The organism is Sphingopyxis granuli (assembly GCF_001559015.1).
In the GTDB taxonomy this organism is placed as follows: Bacteria; Pseudomonadota; Alphaproteobacteria; order Sphingomonadales; family Sphingomonadaceae; genus Sphingopyxis; species Sphingopyxis granuli.
On record NZ_CP012199.1, the window covers coordinates 1,890,143 to 1,914,403 of the forward strand.

Below are 24,261 nucleotides of genomic sequence, written 5' to 3' on the forward strand. Positions count from 1 at the left end.
ATTAAAAATGATATATGCTGCCACATGGAGAATAGTCATGTTGGCTTTGCAACCCATTGATACCGTCCCCCATGCCTTCCGGCCCGATCCTATAACCCAAGAGGAAGCAGCGGCGATGTTCCGCGCCGTGCTGAACCTGTTTGGGAAATGGGAACTAACCGACGAGCAAGCCGCGACTTTGCTCGACATGCCGGTTCGCTCCTATCGGCGGTGGAAGGCTGAGGGTGTAGGCCGTGTCTCGCGCGATGGCGCGGCGCGGCTCTCCAACCTGATGGGTGTCCACAAGGCGCTGAGGATCATCTTTTCAGAAGCCCAGCGTGGCTACGCCTGGATCAAGGCAGGTAACGCCGCCTTTGCCGGAGCGAGTGCGCTCGATGTCATGCTTGGCGGCGAACTGACTGATATCATGCGGGTGCGTCGCTATCTTGATGCCGAACGTGGTGCCTGGTGATTGATCCCAAGGCAATTCCGATTGCCCAGGTCGAGTGGAAAGGTGCTGTGCGGATTATCCGCAGTGCCTTTCCACCGATCGACCTGTTCGAAGATATCGCAGACCCCGCAGATTGGCCGCTGCTGATCTCTGCCGAGCAAAAAACCAATCCTCGCATCATGGCGACGATCGGCAATCTCGATCTGGTAACTGCAGACCGTCGGGTAGGGGGCAACGGCGCATCCTATCTGATGGCCCCGTTCACGCATGTCAGCACTGACCGACCAAGTCGATTCACCGATGGGACCTACGGCGTCTTATACGCGGGGGATGCATTTGAAACTGCGCTGTTCGAGACAATCCATCACCATGTCCGCTTCATGGCTCGCACTTCCGAAGCGCCAGGTTGGACCTCGCAGTTTCGTGAGATCATCCTTTCGGTAAGCGCCGATCTTCACGATCTCAGGAGCCTTGCCGCAGGCGTTCCCGCACTTGATCCCGACAACTATGCTGCATCGCAAGCCCTCGCTGTTGAGCTTAAAGGGGGCGGGGCCGAAGGTCTTGTCTATCCGAGCATCCGGCATCCGGGTGGTGAATGTGTCGGCTTGTTCTACCCGGATTGTGCATCCGACCCCACTCAGGGACGTCACCTCGACTACCACTGGGACGGAGCGGGCGTCGATCTGGTTCGAGACGCTGGCACAGGGGCGGTGTTTCGCGTCGTGGGTGCAGCGTAGATTGAAAAGTCGAATTCCGGGTTGTGCTGCGGTGGTTCCGGCAGCTCTGCGCCCCTAGGTCAGCCATTGAAGCCGAAAAGGCGACGTCCTGAAAGCGGTCCTTCGTTCATCTACCTGCGCGCTTCAAGCATATTGAGAGCCAATCGTTTCAAGGTAAGCGGTGTTTTCAGGCCACGGCGGTCCACGGCATGAGGTTGCCGACGCGGTTTGCGGGATGACCGTTGGCGAGGCTGGTGAGCGTATCGGTCAGCCATTCGTGGGGGTTGACGGCATTGAGCTTGCAGCATTCGATGAGCGTGGCGATGACGGCCCAGTTGTCTCCGCCCTCGTCGGATCCGGCGAAGAGCGCATTTTTCCGATTGAGGGCGAGCGGGCGGATTGATCGTTCGACGGTGTTGCTGTCGAGGTCGATGCGCCCGTCGTCGAGGAAATGAGCAAGGCCATCCCAGCGGGTGAGTGCGTAGCGGATCGCTTCGCCGAGCTTGCTCTTGGCGCTGACCTGGCGGCCCCTGGCTTCGAGATATTGGTGAAGATCGCCGATGATGGCGCGGCTGCGCTGGTCGCGGATCACGCGGCGCTGCTCGGCGGCTTCCCCGCGCACCTCGTCCTCGACGGCGTAGAGCGAGGCGATGCGGCGCAGCACTTCGGCCGCGACGGGCGAGCTGTCGGCCAGCTCGAAGAATTTGCGCCGGACATGCGCCCAGCAGAAAGCGAGTCGGATCTGCTGGCGCCGCCGGGCGAGCGCGGCGTAGCCGCCATAGCCGTCGACCTGCAATATGCCTGCGAAATCGCCGAGATGCGCTTCGGGCCGTTCGGCCTTGCGGTCGGCGGCATAGACATAGGCGACCATCGGCGGATCATCGCCGCCCCATGGCCGGTCATCGCGGGCATAGGCCCAGAGCTGCCCGGTCTTGGTCCGTCCGCGCCCCGGATCGAGCACCGGGGCGGTCGTCTCGTCGGCGAAAAGCCTTGCCGATCGCCGTAACCGATCCAGAATATGGTCACGCAAGGGTCGCAGATACCAGCCTGCTCGCCCAACCCAGTCGGCGAGGGTCGAGCGATCGAGCTTGATGTCCTGCCGGGCGTAGATCTGCGCCTGCCGGTAAAGCGGCAGATGGTCGGCATACTTGGCGACCAGCACCTGAGCGATGAGCGCCTCGGTGGGGATGCCGCCTTCGACGATGCGCGCCGGCGCCGGAGCCTGGACCACCGCGCTCTCGCAGGACCGGCAGCCATAGCGTGGCCGACGCGTGACCAGCACGCGGAAGGTGGTCGGCACGACGTCGAGCCGTTCGGCGATATCCTCGCCGATCTGGTGGAGCGCGCCGCCGCAGCAGGGGCAGGCCTTGTTATCGACATCGACGATCTGCTCGATCCGTTCGAGGTGTGCGGGCAGCGCGCCGCGGTTGGTCTTGCGCGGCTGATCATTCTGAGCGCGAGGGGCCTTCGCTTCGCTGGCGACTTCGGCATGGGCGAGCGCCGTCTCTACATCCTCAAGACCAAGCTGGAGCTGATCGGCATCGAGTTGCTCGGAGCGGCGACCGAACCGGTGGCGCTGGAAAGCCTCGAGGATCGCCCTCAGGCGTGCGACTTCGGCGTCGGCGCTCTCGAGCTTGCGGGCCTGTTCAAGGACGATCGCGCGCAGCGCGTCAACGTCTTCGGGAAGGTCCGCCTCCATGAGCATGAAAACACTGAATCAGCAGAAGAAAGCCCCGTCAACCAGCAATCTGCGGTGCTTGTGGGCGACGACCGCCATGCACGCGGCGCCAATCCAGACCCTCGAGAAGCGCGCCCAGTTGCGCCGCCGTCAGGCGCATCACGCCGTCCTGGATGCCTGGCCACTTGAAGCCGCCCGTCTCGAGCTTCTTGGCCATCAAGCACAGCCCCGTGCCGTCCCACCAAATGAGCTTGATCCGGTCGCTGCGCTTCGCCCGGAAGACATAGATCACGCCCGAAAATGGATCGCCACCATAGTCGGCACCGACCAGTGCCGCGAGCGAGTCCGCCCCTTTGCGGAAATCCACCGGGCGCGTCGCAACCATCACGCGCGCGCCCGCGCCAGGGCCGATCATCGCGCGGCTCTGAGCGCTTGCATTACGGCCACAACTAGGTCGACCTCGGCCGTCCGGGATATCCGTGCAACCGCGCCGTCGATCTCGACTTCAATGGCGACATCGCGTGGCCCCGACGCCACCCTCCCGCCGCCATCGGAAACGACAGGCACGAACATCGGTGCCGAGTTGACCTCGGCGGCCCGAGCGGCCTCCATCGCGTAGCGCAGCTCGCGGCGCCACGTGTATAGCTGCGAGGTCCGGATATCATGCCGTCGGGCAAGCGCGGTCATATTATCGCACCGTTCCGCCTCGGCCACGATCGCCAGCTTTTGCTCCAGGCTCCATGAACGACGGCGCCCCGCCATCCCGCTCAGCAGCTCAACCCGCCGAACCGGCTCCGGACCAACTCCAGTGCACGTGTCCAGTGCGGTCGTAGGTGTAAAATCTTCCATCCACGCCAGCATCTGACGCAATCAGTCGCGGACACAAGGTGGCGCCGGAACGCCGCTTACACTACTCTTGATGAAGCGATAAATTGTTTGCGAGGCGTTGTCCCGACTGGCGAGGCGAGCTTCGAATTCAGTTTGTCTGTGGATCAGCGTTGGAGTGGGACCCCACTCTCACGGAAGCTAATACATTGATTGTTATGTATATATTAGCGCGTACCGGGGTCCCGAGCGGCGCCTATTGGGACCCCGGCCAAAGCCAAGTTTTTACGACAGTTCAAGAAGATAGATCGTGAAAGAAGAGGGTTCCGCTCCAACGCTGATCCACAGCTCGCCGACATGATGAGCGAGATCGCGCTGGGGCTGCAAGCGAGTCTCAGAGTGGGCCGATTGATCGATGAAGGGCGTTTCGCGCCGGACATGGTATCGATCGTGAGTAAGCGTGGTCAGGAAGCCGCCATCGATTAGCTGTCGCGGGATTTAGCGTCGGCGTAGGCGGCTCTTCCCTGTGCTCGTCGCTTGGCGAGCTTCGCCATGCGTGCGTTGATCTCGTCGGCGCCGATATCGGTGGGATCGAAGACGCCGCCATACCATTGCACCATGGATGCGCGCTCGGGATCGCGCGGCTTGGCCATGGCATTGAGGAACTCTTCAAATCCCGGGGTTCCGCCGACATCTTCGGGCGGGGCTCGTCGTTCGCCATCGACGAAGCGCGGGTAATCGATGCCGGGGATGGTGGATGAGATCTCTTCGATCTCGATACGATGTCGCCAGTTGTCGCCGAAATCATAGGTGTAGGTGAAGCTGGTGATGCCGCGCTCGACGAGCTTGCCGATGCGCATATTGGCGGCATCGCGGGTGCGGACCATGAAAGCATCGTCATCATCGAAGCGGATGCCATAGGCGGCATCGCCAATGTCGAACTGGAACAGATGGTAGTTCTCGAAGAGCATGCAGGCCTGGATCGCGAGGTGCAGGGTCTTGAGGCTGTTGGTGACGGGAAGTTCGACACGGCGCCAGATGGCGGGCTTCATGTCTTTGTAGCGCGACGATCTGGATGAGAAGTTAGCGACGATCAGGATGAGAAGCGCTGACCGCGACGGTGCCGTTTTGATGTGTTTAATTGTCGCTGGCAAGGCCTATGTCGCAGGTTGATTGTCGTGGAGCGACAGGCCGGTATTTTTGATTGTCGCGACCTTTGCGGGCCGACCTGCGCCGTGCTGCTTTCGGTCGATCGCGGCGCGCCGCCGATAGCTTTCGACGTTCATTTCGAAGATGGTGGCGTGGTGCACGAGGCGATCGACAGCGGCCAGCGTCATGGCGGGATCGGGGAAGACCCGGTTCCATTCGCCGAACGGCTGGTTGGCGGTAATCAGCAGCGAACGCCGCTCGTATCGCGCGCTGATCAGCTCGAACAGGACCGAGGTTTCGGCTTGGTCCTTGGCGACGTAAGCCAGATCGTCCAGGATCAGCAGATCGAAGCGATCGAGCCGATTGATCGCGTTTTCGAGCGTAAGCTCGCGGCGCGCAACCTGCAGTTTCTGGACGAGGTCGGAGGTCCGGACGAACAGCACGCGCCAGCCCTTTTCGATGAGCGCCAGTCCGATCGCCGACGACAGGTGCGATTTGCCCCCGCCGGGCGGGCCGAACAGGATCAGGTTCGCGCCGTTTTCGAGCCAGCTGTCTCCGGCGCAGATCGCCATGACCTGCGCCTTCGATATCATCGGCACCGCGTCGAAGTCGAACGTATCGAGCGTCTTTCCCGGCAACAGCTTTGCTTCCGCCAGATGCCGCTCCATCCGGCGGCGACCGCGTTCGGCGATCTCATGCTCGGTGATGGCGCTGAGGAACCGTGCCGCCGGCCAGCCCTCCTTGTCGGACCGATCGGCGAACGTCGGCCAGAGCTGCTTGATTGTCGGAAGCCGCAGCTCATTGAGCATCAGGGTGAGCTTGGTCGCATCGATGCCCTGGGTCATGCCATTTCCTCCGCGCGAGGAGCCAGCAGCGCTTCATAGGCGCTCAGCGGGACGAGCTCGACGATAACCTCGGGTAAAGCCGCGGGGTCGGGCGCGAACCGCGCACGCAGCGCTGCCATGTCCGGCATGCCCTGCGGCGTCGCCAGCAGGGATTCCAGCACGCCAGCAAGCTCGGCCTCGCAGGCCCGCTCATGTGCAAGGCTGAGCAACTCGACCATCGTCCGGCACGCCATCCGATCGGCGAGCCGCTCGATCAGCCGGTCGAACATGCGCCGATAGGCCTCGCGCGGGAAGAGCTGGTCACGGTAAACGAGGTTCAGCAACGCCATCGGCTTACGCCGCAGCGCATGGATCACATGGCGATAATCGACGACATGATCATGCTTGCCTTTGCGGTCGGCGCGACCGCGCGGCAGAGTGAACAGGGGCGTGCCGCCGAGGAAGAGCTCAAGCCGGTCGTCGTAAAGCCGTACCCGCAGCCGGTGACCGATCAGCCGCGACGGCACCGTGTAGAAGACCTTGCGCAGCGTGAACCCGCCCGAGGAGGTGACCATGACGAGCACCTCTTCATAATCGCTGGTGCGCATGCCCGGCAGCGACTGAAGCACCGCCCGCTCGGCGTCGATGCGCTTCGCGCTCCGGGCATTCTTGCGCGCGACGATCTCGTCGATGAAGCGTCGATATTCCGCAAGCTCGCCAAAGTCGACCGATCCGCGCATCAGCAGGGCATCACGCACTGCCGCCTTCAGATGCCCGTGCGCGCTTTCTATCGCGCCATTCTCGTGCGCAACGCCGCGGTTGTTGCGGCTCGGCTCCATCCGGTAATGGCGGCACAGCGCGTCATATCTGTGCGTCAGATCATCGCGCGCCGATGCATCCAGATTGCGGAACGCCGCCGACAGGCTGTCGCTGCGATGTTCACGCGGCGCCCCGCCCAGCGCCCACAGCGCATTTTGCAGACCCTCCGCCAGCGCGACATAACTCTCGCCGCCAAGGATCACATGGGCATGCTCGAAGCCCGAACAGGCGAGCCGGAAGTGATACAGCCGGTGGTCGAGCTCGACCCCCGCGATCCGTACACCCAGATCGGCCATGTCCGTAAAATCCGACAGCCCCATCCGCCCCGGCTCGTGCACCTGGCGGAAGATCACATCGCGATCCGGGCCTTGCAGCGCCCGCCAACTGCGGATCCGACGCTCCATCGTCCGCCGCACTCCATCGGGAAGCTCAGGATGACGACGCTGCATTTCTTCGAACACCGCGACGGCGCGGATTCCCGGCGCACTCTCCAGAAGCGGTACAACCTCGCTATCGAAGATATCCGCCAGCGGATCGGGGCGACGGCGACCGCGCGGCGCCTTCTTTTGCGACGGCAACTGCGCATCCTGCTCCAGCCGATAGGCCGTCGCCGTGCTGAACGCCGCGCACGCCGCCGCTGAACGCGGCGACACTGTCTGTCTCATCTTCATATATAATCTCACCTGATGATCGTTGATATGGCTCCCAGGCACCGCTTCTCCCCTTCAGAAGGAGGCGCCACCTGACAGGTCACGATCACCAAAAGCGCCCTTCCAGAAGAAAAGGCGCTCGCGGCGGTGTGTCTGTCGCTCCTCGGGGCTTCGCCCCTCGTCCCGACAGACACACCGCCGCCTTTCTCATCTAGATTGTCGCGCTGTTCTCACCTTGATTGTCGCGCAGCATGTCTTCGAGCGTTATGCGAATCCGGGCGATCTGATCGGTCATGCCGCCATGCATACGGGTGCGGTCTGTGCTGTCCAGTTCCACGGCATGAGCTCGTCCCAGCGGGAGGCGGGCCAGCCTGAGGCGATCTTCTCGATGACATCGGCAATATAGGCCTGCGGCTCGACGCCATTGAGCTTGGCCGTCTCGATGACGGAGTAGATGGCGGCGGCGCGTTCGCCGCCGGCCTTCGATCCGGCGAACAGCCAGTTCTTGCGCCCGATCGCGATCGCTCGGATGGCGCGCTCGGCGATATTGTTGTCGATCTCCGCCATGCCCTCGTCGATGTAGCGGGTCAGCGCGTCCCAGCGCTTGCGACCATAGGCGAGCGCCTTTGCCATCGCCGACTTGGGCGATAGGCGGCGCAGGGCGTCGTCGATCACGCCACGAAGCGCGTCGATCTTTGGCATTGCTTGCTCTTGCCGGTGTCGGCGCCGGACATCAGGCGGCTGGCCGCGGACGTCCTCTTCGATCCGGTAGAGCCCGGCGATGCGATCGAGCAGGTCGGTGGTTAGCGGCGTCGGGCTCGTCTGGTGGCACTCGAAGATCTTGCGGCGGAAGTGCGCCCAGCAGGCGACCTCCTGGATGCCGTTGCCCTGGTAGAGCTTGTCATATCCGGCATAACCGTCGGCCTGAAGAAGGCCGGTGAACGACCCCAGCTCGCTCTGCGGATGGATGCCGCTGCGATCGGGGGTGAACCGATACCAGGCGAGCGCCGGGGTGGCGGCGCCCGATGCGCGGTCATCGACGACATAGGCCCAGAGCCGCGCCTGCGCGGTGCGGCCCTTGCCGGGCACGAGCATCGGCACCGGCGTGTCGTCGGTGTGGAGCTTGGCGGCCTTCAGTCCTTCCTCGCGGATGCGGCTCACGATGGGATCGAGCAGATGCGCGGCCTGGCCCGCCCAGCCGGCGAGGGTTGAACGATCGATGTCGATGCCCTGCGCCGCCATCATCTCTGCCTGGCGATAGAGGGGGAGATGGTGATCGAACTTGTGGACGACGACATGGGCGAGCGTCGCGAAGCTGGCCTTGCCACGTGCTATGGCCTTCACCGGCGCCGGTGCCTGGACAATCCTGTCGCAGGCGCGGCAGCTATACTTGGGCCGCACGGTGCGGATGACGCGCCACTGGACCGGGGCAATATCGAGCTGCTCATCACTGTCGTCGCCAAGCGGGCGCAGCGCGCCGCCGCAATCGGGACAGGTGCAGCTGCCGGCGTCGGGCTCGATCCGCCGTTCCGCGCGCGGCAGATGATCGGGCAATGCGCGCACCGGCGATACCCGTTCGGCGGGTGCCCGCTCACTCGTTCGGCTGTCGGCGACCTCAGCCTCGCCTTCGAGTTCTTCGAGGGCCAGCTCGAGCTGCTCGATCTGGAGCGCGAGCTTCTCCGAGGACTGGCCGAAGGTCATGCGGCGAAGCTGCGCGAGCTGGTGGCGGAGGGTGTCGATCAGCGTATCGCGCGCCGCCAAAGCGGCTTCGAGCTCGGCGATCCGGGCGTCCTTGTCGATGCTGGAAGAGGCTGGTTCCGACACGCGGAACATCTAGCAAAAGTGGCTCCGCGATGCCAGTAAAACCCTCACTAATCCGCCACTTTTTACCCTGCGAGCAAGGGCGCCGCGGTGCGTTCGGGACGCCGCCAGTCAATGCCTTCGAGCAGCATCGAAAGCTGCGCCGCGGTGAGGCTGACCTTGCCCGCCTTGGTGATCGGCCAGACGAACCGGCCACGGTCCATGCGCTTCGAGAAGAGGCACAGGCCCTGGCCATCATACCAGAGCAGCTTGACCAGATCGCCGCGCTTGCCGCGGAACGCGAACAGCGCGCCCGAGTGCGGACTCTTCTCCAGCACCTGCTGCACTAGCACCGCGAGGCCGTCGAACCCCTTGCGCATATCGGTGGCGCCGCAGGCCAGATATATCCGTGTCGTCGGCGGTAACGGGATCATCGGGCAAGGACGGACATCACCCGTGCCAGCGCATCGGCATCGACCGCCGCGTCGACGGTGAGCCGCACGCCTGACGGCAGCTCGATCCCGATCTGGCCGCTGCCTGCCGTTGCCGGGGCCGGAACGGACACCTCCACCTCGGCGAACGAGGGTGCCGGCGTGCGCTTCGCTCCCGTCAGATCGCCAGCCAGGGCCTGTCGGCGCCACGTATAGAGCAGCCCGCTGCCGACCGCGTGCCGCTGGCATGTCGCCGAGACCGAGCCGTCGGGGCCAAATGCCTCGCGCAGGATCGACAGCTTCTGATCCACCGACCAACGGCGACGGCCGCCAACGACCGCGATCCGACTGCTCATACGATCACTCATATGACCAGTCACAAGAGCACTCGCTCCCGTCGCCGCGATATCCTCGTTCATCACCGCTCCTCGCAAAGAGCGGCTATCAGCACCGCGCAGCAGCTTCCTGCAAGGCGGCCTTCAGGACACGCTTACGATCGTGAAGCGGAACAATGTCGGAAAGGCGCTCGATATTGCGCGCCAAGCTCGTGATATGCACGGCGGAAAGTAAGCGGAGGCGTGACCCCACCTTGCGGGAGTGACGCGCAGCGCCGAGTGTCCGCGCCCTGATCGTGGGGTAGGAAGCTGGTGCTATGACGATGCCATATGATGATGCTGGCACCAGCGGGGTTCAGCGCTTCGAGGTTTTCACCGGTAGGGGCAAGCGGCGGGATTGGCCGCCAGAGTTGAAGGCCTCGATCGTTGCGGAGAGCTTTTCGGGTCAAGAGACGGTCTGTGCGGTGGCGCGTCGGCATGGCTTGAGCCCCACGCAGTTGTTCAACTGGCGCCGCGATCTGCGCAAGCGCCTGGAAGGCCAGGGCCTGACGTTGCCGACGGCGGCTCCCGCCTTCGTCCCTGCTGTGATCGATCCGCTGCCCGCGAGCGATCCACATCCAGCTGTCAAGCATTCCGCGAAGCGGCGGCGTCCCCAGGCAAGTGCGGTCGAGCTGGAGATCGACGGCGTGGCGGTGAGGATCGGCCGAGGCGCCGATGTCGGCGTGATTGCCGCGGTAATCGAAGCACTCAAGGCCACGCGATGATCGGCCCCGGTGCCGGCGCGCGCGTGATGGTCGCAACGCGTCCCGTGGATTTCCGCAAGGGGCCCGACGCGCTCGCCGCGCTGGTCGCCGCCGAGTATGGCGGCGATCCCTGGTCGGGCGTGATCTATGTGTTCCGGGCGAAGCGCAGCGACCGGATCAAGCTGGTCTGGTGGGACGGCACGGGACTCTGCCTGATGGCCAAGAAGCTGGAGTCCGGCGGCTTCAAGTGGCCGGGCATCCAGGACGGTGTCATGCGCCTCACGGCCGCGCAGCTCGGGGCTCTTCTGGAGGGACTGGACTGGCGCCGCGTCCATGGCGGGCGCCGGCCACAGGCACCGCAGATTGCTGGTTGACGGGGCGTTCTTCCGCTGATTCACTGCTCCCATGCTCGTGGAAGCGGATCTGCCGGATGATGTTGACGCGCTCCGCGCGCTCGTCCTCGAACAGGCCCGCAAGCTCGAGAGTGCCGATGCGGAAGTCGAACGTCTGAGGACGATCCTCGAGGCGTTTCGGCGCCACCGGTTCGGCCGCCGTTCCGAACAGCTCGATCCCGATCAGCTGCAACTGGGTCTCGAGGATGTCGAGGCGGCGCTCGCCGAGGCCGAGGTCGCCGCCGAAGCGAAGGCCGGAAGGCCTCACAGCGATCGGGTGCGCAAGACCAACCGCGGTTCGCTGCCGTCGCATCTCGAACGGATCGAGCAGGTCGTGGATATCGAGGATAAGGCCTGCCCCTGCTGCGGCGGTGCGCTCCACCAGATCGGCGAGGATGTCGCCGAGCGTCTCGATGTCGTGCCGACCACCTTCCGCGTCCTGGTCACGCGCCGACCGCGCTACGGCTGCCGCGCGTGCGAGGGCACGGTCGTGCAGGCTCCCGCACCGCCGCGTATCGTCGAAGGCGGCATTCCGACTGAGGCGCTGATCGCCCAAGTGCTGGTATCCAAGTATGCGGATCATCTGCCGCTTTACCGGCAAGCCCAGATCTACGCCCGACAGGGCATCCGGCTCGATCGATCCACCCTGGCCGATTGGGTCGGCCGAGCAGCATGGTATCTACGCCCCTTGCGTGACCATATCCTCGAACAGCTTCGCCGGTCCGAGCGGCTGTTCGCCGACGAGACGACGGCGCCGGTGCTCGATCCCGGGCGCGGGCGGACCAAGACCGGGCAACTCTGGGCCTATGCCCGCGATGACCGGCCATGGGGCGGCAGCGATCCACCGATCGTCGCCTATGTCTATGCTCCGGATCGCAAGGCCGAGCGTCCTCACGCGCATCTTGGCGATTTCGCGGGCATCCTGCAGGTCGACGGCTATGGCGGCTACACCGCGCTCGCCCGGCGGCGACAGCAGATCCGGCTCGCTTTCTGCTGGGCGCACGTGCGCCGCAAGTTCTACGATCTCGCCGACACGTCGCCGGTCTCCACCGAGGCGCTGCACCGCATCGCCTTGCTCTATGCCATCGAGGACGACGTACGCGGTTCATCCGCCGAGCGGCGCCGCGCCGTCCGGGCCGAGCGCAGCCGCGCCATCGTCGACGATCTTCACCAGTATCTTGTCGCCCGCGGCCGCCAGGTCAGCGCCAAAAGCAAGCTTGGCGAGGCGATCCGCTATGCACTCACCCGCTGGGACGGCCTCGTGCGATTCCTCGACGATGGACGCATCGACCTCGATTCCAATACCGTCGAACGGTCGATCAGGCCGCTGGCTCTCAATCGCAAAAACGCCCTGTTTGCCGGCTCCGACGAGGGCGGAGATAACTGGGCCGTCATCGCGACCCTCATCGAATGCTGCAAGCTGGGCGCCATCAACCCCCACGCGTGGCTGACCGACACGCTCACCAGCCTTGCCAACGGTCATCCCATCCAAAGCGTCGGCGATCTCATGCCCTGGTTCGACGTGGCCTGAAAACACCGGTTACGGCGGAAACGGTATTTCCGAAGAGTTTCACGTCATTCGCCACATGATGAACCTGGAAACCGTGAACACCTATGAAGGCACGCACGATGTCCATGCCCTCATTCTCGGCCGGGCTGTTACGGGGCTGGCGGCGTTCTGAGTTTGAGGTAAAGATCGGCTTTGAAGCGTGCCCCGGAAATATGTGAACTAAACACCTGATGCGCGATCGGTGGGAAAAGCTGTTCTCCGGTTATACGAACACCGGGTTCGACGTCGCCAAGCTTGCCAATACCGGCAGCCACCTTATCCAGATCGTCTCGAAGCTGACCACCGTGGCGATCCTCGATTTCGGAGCAAAAGCGGTGATCGCGGGCGACTTGTCGGTCGGATCGCTCGTCGCTTTCAACATGCTGCCGGGCCGCGTGGCGGCACCGATCCTTCGCCTCTCGCAGCTCTGGTAGGATTTCCAGCAGGTCCGTATCTCGGTCGACCGTCTGGGCGACGTCCTGAACACGCCTGCCGAGCCCGAATATAACTCCAACCGCGCCAGCCTTCCGCCCATTCGCGGCGACGTGACCTTCGACCAGGTGCGCTTTCGCTATCGTCCCGACATGCCCGAGGTGCTCTGCGGCGTGACCCTCGAACTCAAGGCGGGGGAGATGCTCGGCATCGTCGGGCCGTCGGGTTCGGGTATCCGCGATGTGCAGAAGATTTTCCAACCTGTATTCGCTTTCGATGACCTCAAAATTGATGGGCGGGACTTCGACCGTCTCTTTGTCGACGACGAGCGCTTCGCCTGTGGTGCGCTGGAGGTTGAGGTGATGCATATGGGTGAAGGGAATGGAGCATAAGGCTATGAAAACTAAGGCCGCCTAGCGACTTCCCGACATGCCGTGATCCAAATCAGGCACTGTCTTCCTCGCAGGATGCCCGAAGTTCGCGCTTCAAGATTTTGCCTATCTGGCTGCGGGGCAACTGGTCGACGATGCGCAGGTCAGCAAGACGCTGCGATTTTCCAACGCGCTGGTTGGCGTATTCCAGCACCTCCACAGGTGATGCTTGCGGGCCGACGATGAACGCGACGGGCGTCTCGCCCCACTGAGTCGAAGGAATTCCCACGACGGCGGCATCCTCGACATGCGGATGGGTGCGGAGCACCTCTTCGAGATCCGAAGGGTAGATATTGAAGCCTCCCGAGATGATGACGTCCTTCTTGCGGTCCATGAGCGTCAGGAAGCCGTCCTCGTCGAATTTTCCGATATCGCCGGTGCGCATGAATCTGCCTCCGTCGGGTGCTGCCCATATCGCTTCTTCGGTCGTGCGCGGCCGATTGTGATAACCCTGCATGAAATTCTCCGAGATGCCCACGATTTCGCCGACTTCCCCCGCCGCGAGCTCGACGCCCTCTTCATCGATGATGCGCATATCGGTGCCCGGCGCGGGGCGGCCCACCGTATGCAGCTTGTCGGGATGAGCGTGCGCGCGCAGAATGCACAAGCCACCACCCTCGGTCATTCCGTAATATTCCGTGAGGCCACCAGGCCAGCGTTTCAGGATCGCGCGCTTGAGCTCGGGCGGGAATGGGGCCGAGGTGCAGAATTTCTCGCGGAACGAGGAAAGGTCGTGGGTGTCGAAGCCTTCGCTCGCCATTAACCTCTGATACTGGATCGGCACCAACATGGCATGCGTCACGCGCTGTTCTTCGGCCAGGGTCAGGAAGGCTTCGGCGCCGAACTTCCTCATCAATATCGCGGTGCCGCCCAGCGCCAGCGTCGGCAGGAGGCTGATCAACGTGGTATTGGAATAAAGCGGCGTGGAAAACAGCGTCACGCAGCCTGGGTAATATCCGCAAGCTTCGCCGAGCTGCACATGCGCCTCGCGCATGGCATGGGATTGGACGATGCCTTTCGGTGTCCCAGTCGTTCCCGACGAATAGATGATGTTGAAGCGGTCGGACGAAGCGATTTCTGCCCACTCGAACATTCGTCCCTCCGGCAGTACTCCTGCGGGATCGGCGATATCGGTCAGGCTGGCTAGGGGGGCGGGCAATTCGCAGTTCGCGAGCATCGACGCGGCTCCCTCATCGACCAGGACGATCCGCGCGGCGCAATCGCCGATCATGCGGGCAAGACTGTCGGCGGTCGCCGACTGGGGGAGCGGAGCGACGACCGCCCCCATGCCGACTGCACCGAGATAGGCGATTACGTAGGAAACCGAGTTGAAGGCGCAGATCGCGACGACGTCGCCCTGAATCACCCCTGCACGGGCAAGCTTGTCCGCCGCTGCGCCAGTAGCTTCGCGCAACTGGTGATAGGTCAGGGACGATTGCTCGTCGCACACCGCCATGCGATCTGGAAAGGCCGTAGCAGCGGCACGCAAGCGCGCGGGGACCGACACGAACGATGCTTCAGACAATCCCATTCCCCTGATGCCTCTTCCGGAGTGGAGCGGGAGGCTTATCATGTTCACCATTCGATGAACTTTATGAGGTTGTCAACCTAATCTCCGTCAAACGGTGAACATCGTTTCCACGCCCGCTTGTGTCCAGTGAGGGTAGGCGGCGCGACGGGCCGCCGATTGAGCGCGGCGAGCCGCAAATCTGCGCCACATGGAGACCATCGACAAAGCGCACGGGCTTCAGGCCGCCGCGTACCTGGCCTCGCCGAGTGCCCGACGAACGACTGCCGTCACTTTACGTCCGGTCGGGTTGGCACAAAGCCCGAAAACCTGCCGCTGCATATTCGACCAGCCGATCCGAGAAGGCATCGACATCGTCCGAGCGACATTCGCCATTTGACAGAAGCTCGATTCGCCCGGTCGATGCCTGGATGACCATCAGCGAGCCGGACAGCATCTGGTAGCTCCAGTATAGATCGACCGGCTTGGCATCAGGCATGGCTTTGCGCAGGAGGTCGATAAGTCGGTGGATGACAGAATCGAAGTAGCGGCTCATCATCTCGCCGCCCCACTCCTTTGTGTTGTTGGCTAGCGCGACGAGCGCCGAGAAATTGCGCCATCCCGCATCGGCCTGGCGATCATTCTCCAATATGGGATGGAGAAAGGCCCGGAGCGCGCCCTCGACGGTTATGGCAGTGCCCACCTGTTCCTCATAATCGTCCATCGACAAGAGGCGTGCGGCGTTGATGGCCTCGGCCCGGCGCGCGAAGACGGCGTCGAACATCCCGCGCTTGGTGCCGAAATAATAGTGGATCAGGGCACTATCGACCCCGGCATGTTCGGCAATGTTACGGACCGTGACCCCATATAAGCCGAAGTGCGCGAAGAGCTCCTCGGCCGCATCGAGCAACCGGTCGCGCGTTTCAAGACTTTGCTGAGCCTTCTTGGATTTCGCCTTTGCCGGGGCGATCTTGTGCTGGCGTGATCGAGCCCCCTCCCGCACGCCATCCTTCTCCGCGATTCGGCGCTGCAGGCTCACATTCTTCTCCACGGCTATCTGGCTCCCTTTAATCATGCACATCGCTTCACTGCACCGCAAGGCTCGAGCCTCTGCCGATATTCACTATATGATGAACATCTATTGACACGGCCGCTGTTCAAGTTATTCAAAGACGTTCAGCAAACAGTGAACTGATAATCCGGGGTGGGGAGAGAGTCCAATGATCAATTCTGATGCGCAGCGACGAGCGCTACTGGTCGGCATCGCGGCGGCCGCTATGCCGCTGTTTGCGGTACCCGCACTGGCGCAGGACGATAACGCGGCCGCTGCCATCGGAGCGGACAACGGCGAGATTGTTGTTACGGCACGGCGGCGGGCGGAGCGCGAGCAGGATGTTCCGATTGCCATGACCGTCCAGAACGCAGAGCAACTCGATCTAAGGGGCGCTGCTGATATCACTGCTATTCAACGTACGACGCCCAACACCACGCTTCAGGTTTCGCGCGGCACCAACTCAACGCTCACCGCCTTCATTAGGGGCGTTGGCCAACAGGATCCTTTGTGGGGCTTCGAACCCGGCGTCGGCCTTTATGTCGACGACGTCTATATCGCGCGCCCGCAGGGCGCGGTTCTTGATATCTTTGATATCGAACGAATCGAAGTGCTGCGCGGCCCGCAAGGGACACTCTATGGCCGCAATACGATCGGCGGGGCGGTAAAATATGTGACGCGACGCCTCGGTTCGGAGCCCGAGTTCAAGGCACGCGCCGAGCTCGGCACCTATAAAGAGATCAACGCCATCCTCAGCGGCTCGACACCGGTCACCGACACGCTGCGCGTCGGCGCAGCCTTCGCGCACTATAGCCGCGACGGTTATGGCGACAATCTGACGCTGGGCCGAGAGCACGCCAACAAGGACGTCATCGCCGGCCGCATCAGCATCGAGTTCGAGCCGAGCAGCAAGCTGTTTTTCCGGCTTGCCGCTGACAAGCTGTGGGACGACAGCAATATCAACAATGGGCATCGCGAAACACCGGGATTCCCTGTCGCCACACCGCCGCTTGCCGATAAATACGATACGCTGGCGGGCATCGGCTACAAGGGTCGGGTCCGAACGGGCGGCGTTTCGCTGACGGGTGAGTGGAAGGCGTCGGACGCCATAACGCTCAAGTCGATCACTGCCTATCGCGAAGGCTCCACCCACGGCGACGGGATTGATTTCGACGGGTTGCCCTCGCAATATTTTGACATTCCCGGCTTCTACAAGGACGACCAATTGTCACAGGAGCTGCAGGTGCAGTTCAATTTCGACCGGGTGCAGGGGGTCGTCGGGGCCTATTATCTCGACGGAACCGCGGCGGGCGAGTTCGACGCCATCCTCGGGGCCTTCGGAATCACCCAGCCGACATCGGGTTCGGTCAAGACCAAAAGCTATGCCGCGTTCGCCGACGTCAGCGTCGATGTGACCGACAAGCTGTTGCTGTCGGCGGGCGCGCGCTACACCAGCGACGACAAGACGGCACAGGTGTTCAAGGCGAATTATTTCGGTCTGGGTGTTCCGGGGCCGACCGCCGTCCCGTTTCAGATTCTCACCGACTACGCCAATGGTCGCATCTTTTCGAAATTCACCCCCCGTTTCAGTGCGACCTATAAATTCACCCCGGCGTTCAATATTTACGCGTCGTACAGTCAGGGGTTCAAGTCGGGCGGCTTTGATATGCGCGGTGACGCGTCGGTGACCCCGGCAACGCGGCTTGGCTATGACCCCGAGACGGTCACGACCTATGAAATCGGATTCAAATCGAATCTGTTCGACCGTCGCCTGAAATTGAACGGTGCGATCTTCCAGTCGGACTATAAGGGGCAGCAGGTGACGACGCAGGTGCCCGTCGGCAACAGCGCCGTGAGTTTTGTCGACAATGTCGGTAATTCGCGTATCCGCGGCGCTGAACTGGAAGGCTCGGCGGCGGTTACTGATTGGCTGAGGGCCAATTTCGCGGTCGGCTATCTCGACGCGAAATTCCTGAATTATGCGTCGTTCGGGGTTGGCGCGTCGGGCAGCGCGTGTATCGCCAATCCGCCGTCCCCGCCTTCGGCTATCGGCTGTTACATTGACGTGTCCGACCAGCGCGTCTTTCAGAATACGCCCGAATGGAGCGGCTTCGTCGGCCTCAGTTCGCACCACGGCCTGGGTTCAGGGGGGGCGCTGGACCTCAATGCCAATCTTTCGTTCCGCAGCGCCGTCCACCTCTTTGAAACCCCTATTCCGGCGCTCGATCAGGGCTCCTATCAGCTCGTGGATCTGAGCGCGGTTTGGACGTCGCCCGACGATCACTGGCGCATCGGCGTCCATGGCCGCAACCTGTTCGACAAGCGCTACAAGACCGGTGGTTATAATTTCCCAGTGCCCGCGTTCGGAAACTCGGTGATCAGCTTCTACGCACCGCCGAGGACGGTCAAGCTGACCGCAGAATTTCGATACTGATTCCGCCCATCCGCCAATGCGGGATATGTTGAAGGAATGCCCGTGATGGGACGCAGCGAACGGGAGACCGCAGGGACGGGGAGGATCGGTAATCGTTATCTCGTCCTCGCCCTGCTCCTGCTGGTCTATATCTTCAATTTTGCTGACCGCATGCTCCTTGGCGTTATGGCTACGCCGATCAAGGACGAGCTCCATCTGACCGACGGTCAATTGGGCCTGCTCGGCGGCACTGCCTTTGCACTGCTCTATGCAACGCTTGGAGTTCCCATCGGATGGCTGGCCGATCGGTATAGCCGCTCCTGGATCATTACCGTGTCGCTGTGCATCTGGAGCGGCTTTACCGCACTCTGCGGATTCGCCACGGGCTTCGTGACGCTGTTCCTTACGAGGCTTGGTGTCGGGATCGGTGAGGCGGGCGGGGTTGCCCCATCCTATTCGATGATTGCCGACTATTTCGGGCCAGGCGAACGGGCGCGGGCGCTAGGCGTATTTTCCTTTGGGATCCCCATCGGCGGAGCGATCGGACTCGCCTTCGGCGGGATAATCGCGACCGCCTTCGATTGGCGAACGGCCTTCATCACGATGGGAGCTGCGGGTCTGCTCATCGCCCCCGTCTTCCGATGGTTGGTGCGCGACCCGGTGCGTGGGGGCGCGGAACATGGCCCTGTCGAACATGGGCCTGCCGACGAACGGCCGAAACTGGCTGCTGCGATCCGGATCATCGCCCGCAAGCCAGCCTTCTGGCTAATTTCCTTCGGCTCGGCGCTGGGATCGACGGCGAGCTATGGCATCTCCTTTTGGATTCCGTCCTTCTATGTCCGGTCGTTCGATATGCCGCTTTCGCAAGTCACCCTGCTCTACGCCGCCATTATTCTCAGTGGAGGAATCACGGGCATATGGCTGGGGGCCTGGCTCGGCGACCGGATCGGGCCGCGCCGTCCCGGCGCCTATATCGCGATCCCGATGTGCGCCTTGCTCGTTTCGATTCCGTTTTTTGCGCTGGCCGTTCTCGCAACGTCGCCGATGCTGTCGATGGGGCTGCTCTTCATCCCGACCATGCTTGGCAGCATGGGCTATGGCACGGTCCTTGCGGCCGTTCAGAATGTTGTGCCAGCTACTTTGCGCAGCACCGCCTCGGCGCTGTTCCTGTTCATCAACAATTTGATCGGCCTGGGACTGGGTTCGGCGGTTCTCGGGTTCATCTCGGACAAGCTGACGCAGCAATATGGCGCGCAATCCCTCCGCTATGCGCTGCTTTCCGGTGCGCTCTTCTATCTGGCGGCGGCCATTTTCTACCTGATGGCGGCGCGGCGCGTGGCGAAAGACTGGGAAGCTTGAGCCACCAATCAATTCTGGATAATTATGATGACTAAAATCACGGCCGCCGTGCTGCACGGCGAAGGCAGCGTTGCGCCCTATGCGACCTCTCGCCCTCTGGAACTGGTTCCTCTCGACCTTGCCCCTCCGCGCTCCGGCGAACTTCTTGTGCGAATCGATGCGGCGGGGATTTGTCATAGCGATCTCTCGGTCGTGAACGGCGATCGGCCGCGTCCCTTGCCAATGGTGCTGGGGCACGAGGCGACGGGCATCGTCGAGGCGCTCGGAAATGCCGACGACCCCGGGTTCGCAGTGGGTGATCGGATCGTCCTCGCTTTCCTTCCGGCGTGCGGTGAATGCGCGCGCTGTGCAGCGGGCGAGGGGTATCTCTGCGAGCCTGCAACCGTGGCCAATGGGCGCGGTGAATTACTGCGTGGTGGAACACGGCTTTGCGGCCACGAAGGTTCGGTAAACCATCATCTGGGCGTTTCCGCCTTTGCTTCCCACGCCGTCGTCGATCGACGCTCAGCAGTGCGGATCGATCGTGACATTCCCGCGAAAATCGCGGCGCTATTCGGCTGCGCTGTGCTGACCGGAGTCGGAGCGGTAATGAACAGTGCAGCCGTGCGTCTTGGGGAAAGCGTCGTGATTTATGGACTCGGCGGGGTCGGTCTCGCGGCGCTTCTCGGAGCCGTGGCGTCCGGCGCCAACCCGATCCTGGCGATCGACCCATCGCCCCAAAAGCGAGCGCTCGCGATTGAACTCGGGGCACACGCAGCGGTCGATCCGGATGATGCAGACCGGATGCTGGCTCTTCATCTTCCAGGCGGCGCTGACGTGGTGATCGAAACTGTGGGAAAGGCGGCCGTTCTTGAGCGCGCCTATGAAGCTGGCCGCCGCGGTGCCCGGATCGCCACCGTCGGCTTGCCGAACCCCGCCGAGATGTTCTCGGTCCCCGCCGTTTCGCTGGTGGCTGGCGGCAAAACCCTGATAGGGAGCTATATGGGGTCGTCGATCCCGGCGCGGGACATACCACGCTATATCGCGCTCTGGCGCGCAGGCCGGCTTCCCGTCGAGCGATTGCTGACGTCGGTCAGCAAGATCGAAGCGATCAACAACCTGCTCGACGAACTCGCCGAAGGGCGAGCGGTGCGACAGGTGGTCATACCCTAGACGAGCGTTTCAAGGGCCGCGCCGGTTCGCTTCCGCCTGTTCGGCGGTCAGCGAGGCCAGCATCGCCCGCCAGTTTTCCGGAAGCGCGACGGGTCGGCGCGTGGCTTCGTCTACATAGGCATGGGTAAAGAAGCCCTCGGCAGATGCGGCTTCATCGCCGCGCCGGAAGGCACCCAATCGGTAGGTTACGCTGGAATTGCCCAGCCGTTCGACCGCAAGGCCGATCTCGACGGTGTCGGGATAGGAAAGCGCGCTCGCATAGCGGCAACTGCTCTGGACGACGAGGCCGATGAGCCGCCGATTGTCGAGCGCCAGCAGGCCCGACGCGATCAACCAGTTGTTCACCACCGTGTCGAACCAAGCATAATAGGCCGTGTTGTTGACATGGCCATAAATGTCGTTGTCCAACCACCGGGTTCGGATATCGTCCCAGGCGCGATAGGATCGGCGTTCGCGCAAAGGGCTGCGGCTCATTCCACCGGCACCCGTTCTAGGAACCGGGCGAGCGCATCAAGCGCCGCCGGTTCGTTGAGCAAGGGAGCGTGGCCGACATCGGGAACCTCGGCGACCGTCAGCGACGGTGCCTTCGCCTGCATCTTCGCGGCAATGTCGTCGCTGACGATGTCGGACAGCGCGCCGCGGATCAGCATGACGGGACGGCGATCGCACAGCTGCTGGAACCGACGCCACGCGGTCGGGGGATCGGGTTTGAGAAGCCCGGCCTTGATCGGCTCGGCGATTGCCGGGTCATAGTCGAATAGCGGCTTGCCGTCGTCGTCGGTGCGGAAGGTCAGCCTGGCAAATTCCATCCATTCATCGTCGTCGAACAGGGGAAAGGCTGCTTCGTTGATCCGCCGGACATAGTCCCGTGCATCCAGCCAGGTCTCCAGCGGCGCGACAAGGCCGGTGTAGGACGCGATGCGCGCTAAGCCTGCTGGTGACGCCTCCGGCCCGACATCGTTCAGAACCGCGCCGACGACCCGCAGCGGCCATTTCGCCGCGAGGTCCATGGCGATCAGCCCGCCCATCGACGTGCCGATAAAGATAGCCCGGTCGATACCGAGCTTGTCGAGCAATTGGGCGATATCAGCTGCATATGTTGCGGGCACATAGCGCATGGGGTTCGGGTCATAAGCGGAGAGCCCGCGCCCCCGCATGTCCGGTACAATGACGCGGTGATCTCGCGCCGCGATCCAGGCCGCCAATCCGCCGAAATCTTTCGAATTGCGGGTAAGTCCATGCAGACAGACCACCGGCGGCTTTGCCGCTTCGACGCGGGCCGGATAATCCCGGGCGTGAAGGGTGAGGCCATCCGAACACCAGGTTCGAGCCGTATAAGGGAAGGATTGGGGAACGATCAGAATGTCTTCATCACGCGCAGGCCGAATTGCCGTGGGGCGCCGGCAACGCGCAGCCCGCTGAGCTTCGCGGCGACATAATGCTTGTCCAAAAGATTGGACGCATAGAGCGTCGCGGTCCAGGTGCCGGAGCTATAGGCGAGTTGAGCGTTGACGAGCGTGCGCGCAGCAAGCGTGTCGATCGTCGGCACCTGGAACACGGTGGTGTACTGATTGTCTAGATAGGCTACATCGACGCGCGGCGTCAGCGTGCCCCAACCGAGATCGAACCGATGCTGCAGACCCGCGCTGAAGGTGAACTTTGGCTGGAAGGGTAGGCGGCGTCCGCTCAGGTCAAGGCACTGAGGACTCGTCGACGGCCCGCTCGCAAGACAGGGAGGAGCGCCGACGACCGGCGGGTTGCGCGGATCGACAGCGAAATAGCTAGCGAGTTTGCTCGTTGAATAGGATGCCGCGAGATTGAAGGCGGTGGAGCCGAAATTCCCGTCGAGCTGGAGTTCGATGCCTTCGCTCTTGCTCTTGCCCGGAACATTGAGAATGACGGCAGAACGCGTCATCACATCATATTGATTAAATTGATAATTCTTGTAATCATAATGATAGAAGCTCGCCTGGAAACGCAGACGCCTGTCGAGGAAATTCCCCTTATAGCCGATCTCATAATCGGTGACGTCCTCGCCATCGAAGGAGGGCGGCGAGAAGATGCTCGTGTTCAGACCGGAATTCTTATGTCCGGTAGCAACGAAGCCATAGAGATAATGCTGATTGCTGACCTGCCATGACAGGCCGATCTTGCCGGTGACCTCATCATCGTCGGGCAGCGTGGCGGGTCCGGGGGTGCTGCCAAGCGGGAAGCCGGCAAAAGTTAGCGTCGTCAAAAGATTCTGCCGGACCGTCGCGTGATTGAATCGGGCGCCGACCTCGATCTCCAGTCCAGGCGCCAGGTCGTAGCTAAAGTGGCCGAACACTGCCGTATTGTCGCGGCGCAGCTTGCTGTCGATTGCGATCACCAGTGGAGGTGCGTCGATCTCGAAGACTGGGAGGTCGACGATCGAATTGGAATAAAAGGCGCCGAGAACGAAGCGGAGCGGCAGGTCCTCGGGCGAGATGAGATTGATTTCCTGCGAGGTGATTTCTTCGGTCGCGCGATATTCGAGCGTGAGGTTCCCGATGTCGGTGCCGTCGGAATCGCTCTTCTGCCGTGTCTTCCCGAATTGATAGCCGGTGATCGAGCGCAGGATGGTGCCGTCGCCAAAGATGTAGCTCAGTGTGCCTCCGACCCGCACGAACCGGTCGACCGCGAATAGGTTCGTATTGGACGACACGTCGAACAGATCATTTGGTGAACCAATCGGCGCATAGGTGTTTGCGCCATAATCAAAATAATCATAATCGACCTTCACGGTCGCCTCGAAACGATCGCTCGGTCGCCAGAGCAGGCCGACCCGGCCCGCCGCGCGGGCATAGCGGTCGGGATGCCCGGTGAAAGAACCCGAATAATTGTAAAAGCCATCGCGATGCTCTGCATCCCCCGCGAAACGAATCGCAAGCGTATCCGAGATCGGTATATTGAGCGCCGCCTGCGCCTGAACATCGGTATAGTTGCCGATGCCCAATTGCACGTAGCCGCCAATTTCTGTCGTGCTGGGATCCGCGGTCCGCACGAAAACGGCGCCGCCCGTGGAGTTCTGTCCGGCAAATGTCCCCTGCGGGCCGCGCAGGACTTGGATGTCCTTGATATCGAAATAGGGTTCGGCCGAGCTGAAATAAGCGTTGAAGGTCGGAACGCCGTCCCGATAGATCGGAACGCCCGCCGAGGCCTGGGTTACGACCTCAGTGCGGCCGACACCGCGAATATTGACAAGATTGCCGCCGCCATAGCTGCTGACCGTCAGCGCCGGGGCCGCAAATTGCAGGCTGTCGAGATTGAGGATGGACCGGTCCCGCAGATCGTCCTGCGACAGGACGCTGGCCGAGAGTGGCGACGACATCAGCTTGGTCGTGCGCCGCTCCGCAGTGACGACAATCTCCCTGTCGCTGGCCGACGACTTGTCGGTTTCAGAGGCGCTGGATGGCGCGTGCGCATCCTGCGCATGGGCCTGCGCCGCGGCAAGGGACGACAGTGATAGCCCGACGATGAGGGCACAGCCGCGAACGCACAAATCTTTCATTCAATCCTCCCCTGGACTCGCTCTTTATGTTCAGCGACTGATGAAG

At 62.5% G+C, this 24,261-nt stretch carries 24 protein-coding genes and 2 pseudogenes; 12 read left to right on the forward strand and 14 right to left on the reverse strand.

All coding sequences use genetic code 11. The features are described from left to right. The first annotated feature begins 37 nt into the window (after positions 1-37). Both SGRAN_RS08655 and SGRAN_RS21645 read left to right on the forward strand, forming a co-directional pair. Positions 38-451: an MbcA/ParS/Xre antitoxin family protein gene (locus SGRAN_RS08655; protein WP_067182635.1), complete on the forward strand. Its 414-nt coding sequence runs from the start codon at positions 38-40 to the stop codon at positions 449-451. Next, complete coding sequence (locus SGRAN_RS21645) at positions 448-1,167, forward strand: RES family NAD+ phosphorylase (protein WP_082737163.1); 720 nt, start codon at positions 448-450, stop codon at positions 1,165-1,167. Before SGRAN_RS08655 ends, SGRAN_RS21645 begins: the two co-directional genes overlap by 4 nt. A gap of 166 nt (positions 1,168-1,333) precedes the next feature. Here the strand turns inward: SGRAN_RS21645 and tnpC (SGRAN_RS08665) are convergent, their stop codons facing one another. From tnpC (SGRAN_RS08665) to SGRAN_RS08675, 3 genes are read right to left on the reverse strand one after another with little or no spacing between them, the layout of a single operon-like run. Then, positions 1,334-2,851: an IS66 family transposase gene (tnpC, locus tag SGRAN_RS08665; RefSeq protein WP_067182641.1), complete on the reverse strand. Its 1,518-nt coding sequence runs from the start codon at positions 2,849-2,851 to the stop codon at positions 1,334-1,336. Positions 2,852-2,882: 31 nt separating this feature from the next. Further along, a complete protein-coding gene (gene tnpB / locus SGRAN_RS08670; RefSeq protein WP_067182644.1) occupies positions 2,883-3,239 on the reverse strand; it encodes an IS66 family insertion sequence element accessory protein TnpB in 357 nt (118 codons plus the stop codon). Beyond that, the gene (locus SGRAN_RS08675; RefSeq protein WP_237233956.1) at positions 3,236-3,685 is read right to left on the reverse strand and encodes a transposase; all 450 of its coding nucleotides are present in this window, start codon (positions 3,683-3,685) and stop codon (positions 3,236-3,238) included. The genes tnpB (SGRAN_RS08670) and SGRAN_RS08675 overlap by 4 nt, the downstream gene beginning before the upstream one ends. A 309-nt stretch (positions 3,686-3,994) precedes the next feature. On the opposite strand from SGRAN_RS08675, the pseudogene SGRAN_RS22970 reads away from it, so the two are divergent. After that, positions 3,995-4,132: pseudogene (locus SGRAN_RS22970) on the forward strand (acyl-CoA dehydrogenase); the annotation flags it as partial. Here the strand turns inward: SGRAN_RS22970 and SGRAN_RS08680 are convergent. The 6 genes from SGRAN_RS08680 to tnpA (SGRAN_RS08705) form a co-directional block, all read right to left on the reverse strand. Beyond that, positions 4,132-4,701, reverse strand: a complete 570-nt coding sequence (locus tag SGRAN_RS08680; RefSeq protein WP_067182647.1) for a plasmid pRiA4b ORF-3 family protein — start codon at positions 4,699-4,701, stop codon at positions 4,132-4,134. The pseudogene SGRAN_RS22970 and the gene SGRAN_RS08680 sit on opposite strands and share 1 nt — an antisense overlap. A gap of 105 nt (positions 4,702-4,806) precedes the next feature. After that, entirely contained in the window at positions 4,807-5,643 is an 837-nt protein-coding gene (gene istB / locus SGRAN_RS08685) for an IS21-like element helper ATPase IstB (protein WP_067182650.1), read from the reverse strand. Further along, on the reverse strand, positions 5,640-7,154 hold the full coding sequence (istA, locus tag SGRAN_RS08690) for an IS21 family transposase (RefSeq protein WP_079639878.1): 1,515 nt from the start codon (positions 7,152-7,154) through the stop codon (positions 5,640-5,642). The genes istB and istA overlap by 4 nt, the downstream gene beginning before the upstream one ends. Before the next feature lie 228 nt (positions 7,155-7,382). Next, positions 7,383-8,924: an IS66 family transposase gene (gene tnpC, locus SGRAN_RS08695; RefSeq protein ID WP_067182653.1), complete on the reverse strand. Its 1,542-nt coding sequence runs from the start codon at positions 8,922-8,924 to the stop codon at positions 7,383-7,385. A 53-nt stretch (positions 8,925-8,977) separates the two neighbouring features. Continuing rightward, entirely contained in the window at positions 8,978-9,325 is a 348-nt protein-coding gene (tnpB, locus tag SGRAN_RS08700; RefSeq protein ID WP_006963110.1) for an IS66 family insertion sequence element accessory protein TnpB, read from the reverse strand. Next, a complete protein-coding gene (gene tnpA, locus SGRAN_RS08705; RefSeq protein WP_052182212.1) occupies positions 9,322-9,678 on the reverse strand; it encodes an IS66-like element accessory protein TnpA in 357 nt (118 codons plus the stop codon). Before tnpA (SGRAN_RS08705) ends, tnpB (SGRAN_RS08700) begins: the two co-directional genes overlap by 4 nt. 296 nt (positions 9,679-9,974) lie before the next feature. Between tnpA (SGRAN_RS08705) and tnpA (SGRAN_RS08710) the strand changes: the two genes are divergently transcribed. The 6 genes and pseudogenes from tnpA (SGRAN_RS08710) to SGRAN_RS23135 all read left to right on the forward strand — a co-directional run bounded on the left by tnpA (SGRAN_RS08710) (position 9,975) and on the right by SGRAN_RS23135 (position 13,165). Next, a complete protein-coding gene (gene tnpA / locus SGRAN_RS08710) occupies positions 9,975-10,421 on the forward strand; it encodes an IS66-like element accessory protein TnpA (RefSeq protein WP_067182655.1) in 447 nt (148 codons plus the stop codon). Then, positions 10,418-10,774 carry an IS66 family insertion sequence element accessory protein TnpB gene (tnpB, locus tag SGRAN_RS08715; RefSeq protein ID WP_067182658.1) on the forward strand — a complete coding sequence of 119 codons (357 nt, stop codon included), beginning with the start codon at positions 10,418-10,420 and terminating at the stop codon, positions 10,772-10,774. The genes tnpA (SGRAN_RS08710) and tnpB (SGRAN_RS08715) overlap by 4 nt, the downstream gene beginning before the upstream one ends. Before the next feature lie 31 nt (positions 10,775-10,805). Next, positions 10,806-12,323 (forward strand): IS66 family transposase, encoded by a 1,518-nt coding sequence (gene tnpC / locus SGRAN_RS08720; RefSeq protein ID WP_067182660.1) that lies wholly within the window; start codon positions 10,806-10,808, stop codon positions 12,321-12,323. 10 nt (positions 12,324-12,333) lie between these two features. Next, positions 12,334-12,474, forward strand: a pseudogene (locus SGRAN_RS22975) (acyl-CoA dehydrogenase family protein); the annotation flags it as partial. Between the two features lie 58 nt (positions 12,475-12,532). Continuing rightward, positions 12,533-12,775 carry an ABC transporter transmembrane domain-containing protein gene (locus SGRAN_RS23130; RefSeq protein WP_067182663.1) on the forward strand — a complete coding sequence of 81 codons (243 nt, stop codon included), beginning with the start codon at positions 12,533-12,535 and terminating at the stop codon, positions 12,773-12,775. A 111-nt stretch (positions 12,776-12,886) separates the two neighbouring features. Next, entirely contained in the window at positions 12,887-13,165 is a 279-nt protein-coding gene (locus tag SGRAN_RS23135; protein ID WP_067182666.1) for a P-loop NTPase family protein, read from the forward strand. A gap of 52 nt (positions 13,166-13,217) precedes the next feature. Here SGRAN_RS23135 and SGRAN_RS08735 read toward each other — a convergent pair whose 3' ends face one another. Continuing rightward, on the reverse strand, positions 13,218-14,735 hold the full coding sequence (locus SGRAN_RS08735) for a class I adenylate-forming enzyme family protein (RefSeq protein ID WP_067182668.1): 1,518 nt from the start codon (positions 14,733-14,735) through the stop codon (positions 13,218-13,220). A gap of 271 nt (positions 14,736-15,006) precedes the next feature. Continuing rightward, the gene (locus SGRAN_RS08740) at positions 15,007-15,762 is read right to left on the reverse strand and encodes a TetR/AcrR family transcriptional regulator (RefSeq protein WP_172709638.1); all 756 of its coding nucleotides are present in this window, start codon (positions 15,760-15,762) and stop codon (positions 15,007-15,009) included. A 169-nt stretch (positions 15,763-15,931) separates the two neighbouring features. On the opposite strand from SGRAN_RS08740, the gene SGRAN_RS08745 reads away from it, so the two are divergent. From SGRAN_RS08745 to SGRAN_RS08755, 3 genes are read left to right on the forward strand one after another with little or no spacing between them, the layout of a single operon-like run. Further along, the gene (locus tag SGRAN_RS08745; protein ID WP_067182671.1) at positions 15,932-18,196 is read left to right on the forward strand and encodes a TonB-dependent receptor; all 2,265 of its coding nucleotides are present in this window, start codon (positions 15,932-15,934) and stop codon (positions 18,194-18,196) included. 45 nt (positions 18,197-18,241) lie between these two features. Further along, positions 18,242-19,534, forward strand: coding sequence for a spinster family MFS transporter (locus SGRAN_RS08750; RefSeq protein WP_067182673.1), 1,293 nt, complete (start codon positions 18,242-18,244; stop codon positions 19,532-19,534). A gap of 27 nt (positions 19,535-19,561) precedes the next feature. Further along, positions 19,562-20,686, forward strand: a complete 1,125-nt coding sequence (locus SGRAN_RS08755; RefSeq protein ID WP_237233961.1) for a zinc-binding dehydrogenase — start codon at positions 19,562-19,564, stop codon at positions 20,684-20,686. A gap of 9 nt (positions 20,687-20,695) precedes the next feature. On the opposite strand, the gene SGRAN_RS08760 is transcribed toward SGRAN_RS08755, so the two are convergent. Genes SGRAN_RS08760 through SGRAN_RS08770 form a run of 3 tightly spaced genes read right to left on the reverse strand, consistent with a single transcriptional unit; the run spans position 20,696 to position 24,215 of the window. After that, positions 20,696-21,160: an acyl-CoA thioesterase gene (locus tag SGRAN_RS08760; protein WP_067182679.1), complete on the reverse strand. Its 465-nt coding sequence runs from the start codon at positions 21,158-21,160 to the stop codon at positions 20,696-20,698. Continuing rightward, on the reverse strand, positions 21,157-22,050 hold the full coding sequence (locus SGRAN_RS08765; protein ID WP_404950419.1) for an alpha/beta fold hydrolase: 894 nt from the start codon (positions 22,048-22,050) through the stop codon (positions 21,157-21,159). Before SGRAN_RS08765 ends, SGRAN_RS08760 begins: the two co-directional genes overlap by 4 nt. After that, positions 22,044-24,215 (reverse strand): TonB-dependent receptor, encoded by a 2,172-nt coding sequence (locus SGRAN_RS08770; protein ID WP_067182684.1) that lies wholly within the window; start codon positions 24,213-24,215, stop codon positions 22,044-22,046. Before SGRAN_RS08770 ends, SGRAN_RS08765 begins: the two co-directional genes overlap by 7 nt. Positions 24,216-24,261 lie beyond the last annotated feature (46 nt).

Excerpts from the sequence above, each read along its gene's own strand:
- SGRAN_RS08655 (WP_067182635.1), top strand. The coding sequence starts at position 38 with ATGTTGGCTTTGCAACCCATTGATACCGTCCCCCATGCCTTCCGGCCC.
- tnpC (WP_067182641.1), bottom strand. The coding sequence starts at position 2,851 with ATGCTCATGGAGGCGGACCTTCCCGAAGACGTTGACGCGCTGCGCGCG.
- tnpB (WP_067182644.1), bottom strand. The coding sequence starts at position 3,239 with ATGATCGGCCCTGGCGCGGGCGCGCGCGTGATGGTTGCGACGCGCCCG.
- SGRAN_RS08675 (WP_237233956.1), bottom strand. The coding sequence starts at position 3,685 with ATGCTGGCGTGGATGGAAGATTTTACACCTACGACCGCACTGGACACG.
- SGRAN_RS08680 (WP_067182647.1), bottom strand. The coding sequence starts at position 4,701 with ATGAAGCCCGCCATCTGGCGCCGTGTCGAACTTCCCGTCACCAACAGC.
- istB (WP_067182650.1), bottom strand. The coding sequence starts at position 5,643 with ATGACCCAGGGCATCGATGCGACCAAGCTCACCCTGATGCTCAATGAG.
- tnpC (WP_067182653.1), bottom strand. The coding sequence starts at position 8,924 with ATGTTCCGCGTGTCGGAACCAGCCTCTTCCAGCATCGACAAGGACGCC.
- tnpB (WP_006963110.1), bottom strand. The coding sequence starts at position 9,325 with ATGATCCCGTTACCGCCGACGACACGGATATATCTGGCCTGCGGCGCC.
- tnpA (WP_052182212.1), bottom strand. The coding sequence starts at position 9,678 with ATGAGCAGTCGGATCGCGGTCGTTGGCGGCCGTCGCCGTTGGTCGGTG.
- tnpA (WP_067182655.1), top strand. The coding sequence starts at position 9,975 with ATGACGATGCCATATGATGATGCTGGCACCAGCGGGGTTCAGCGCTTC.
- tnpB (WP_067182658.1), top strand. The coding sequence starts at position 10,418 with ATGATCGGCCCCGGTGCCGGCGCGCGCGTGATGGTCGCAACGCGTCCC.
- tnpC (WP_067182660.1), top strand. The coding sequence starts at position 10,806 with ATGCTCGTGGAAGCGGATCTGCCGGATGATGTTGACGCGCTCCGCGCG.
- SGRAN_RS23130 (WP_067182663.1), top strand. The coding sequence starts at position 12,533 with ATGCGCGATCGGTGGGAAAAGCTGTTCTCCGGTTATACGAACACCGGG.
- SGRAN_RS08735 (WP_067182668.1), bottom strand. The coding sequence starts at position 14,735 with ATGGGATTGTCTGAAGCATCGTTCGTGTCGGTCCCCGCGCGCTTGCGT.
- SGRAN_RS08745 (WP_067182671.1), top strand. The coding sequence starts at position 15,932 with ATGATCAATTCTGATGCGCAGCGACGAGCGCTACTGGTCGGCATCGCG.
- SGRAN_RS08750 (WP_067182673.1), top strand. The coding sequence starts at position 18,242 with ATGGGACGCAGCGAACGGGAGACCGCAGGGACGGGGAGGATCGGTAAT.
- SGRAN_RS08755 (WP_237233961.1), top strand. The coding sequence starts at position 19,562 with ATGACTAAAATCACGGCCGCCGTGCTGCACGGCGAAGGCAGCGTTGCG.
- SGRAN_RS08760 (WP_067182679.1), bottom strand. The coding sequence starts at position 21,160 with ATGAGCCGCAGCCCTTTGCGCGAACGCCGATCCTATCGCGCCTGGGAC.
- SGRAN_RS08770 (WP_067182684.1), bottom strand. The coding sequence starts at position 24,215 with ATGAAAGATTTGTGCGTTCGCGGCTGTGCCCTCATCGTCGGGCTATCA.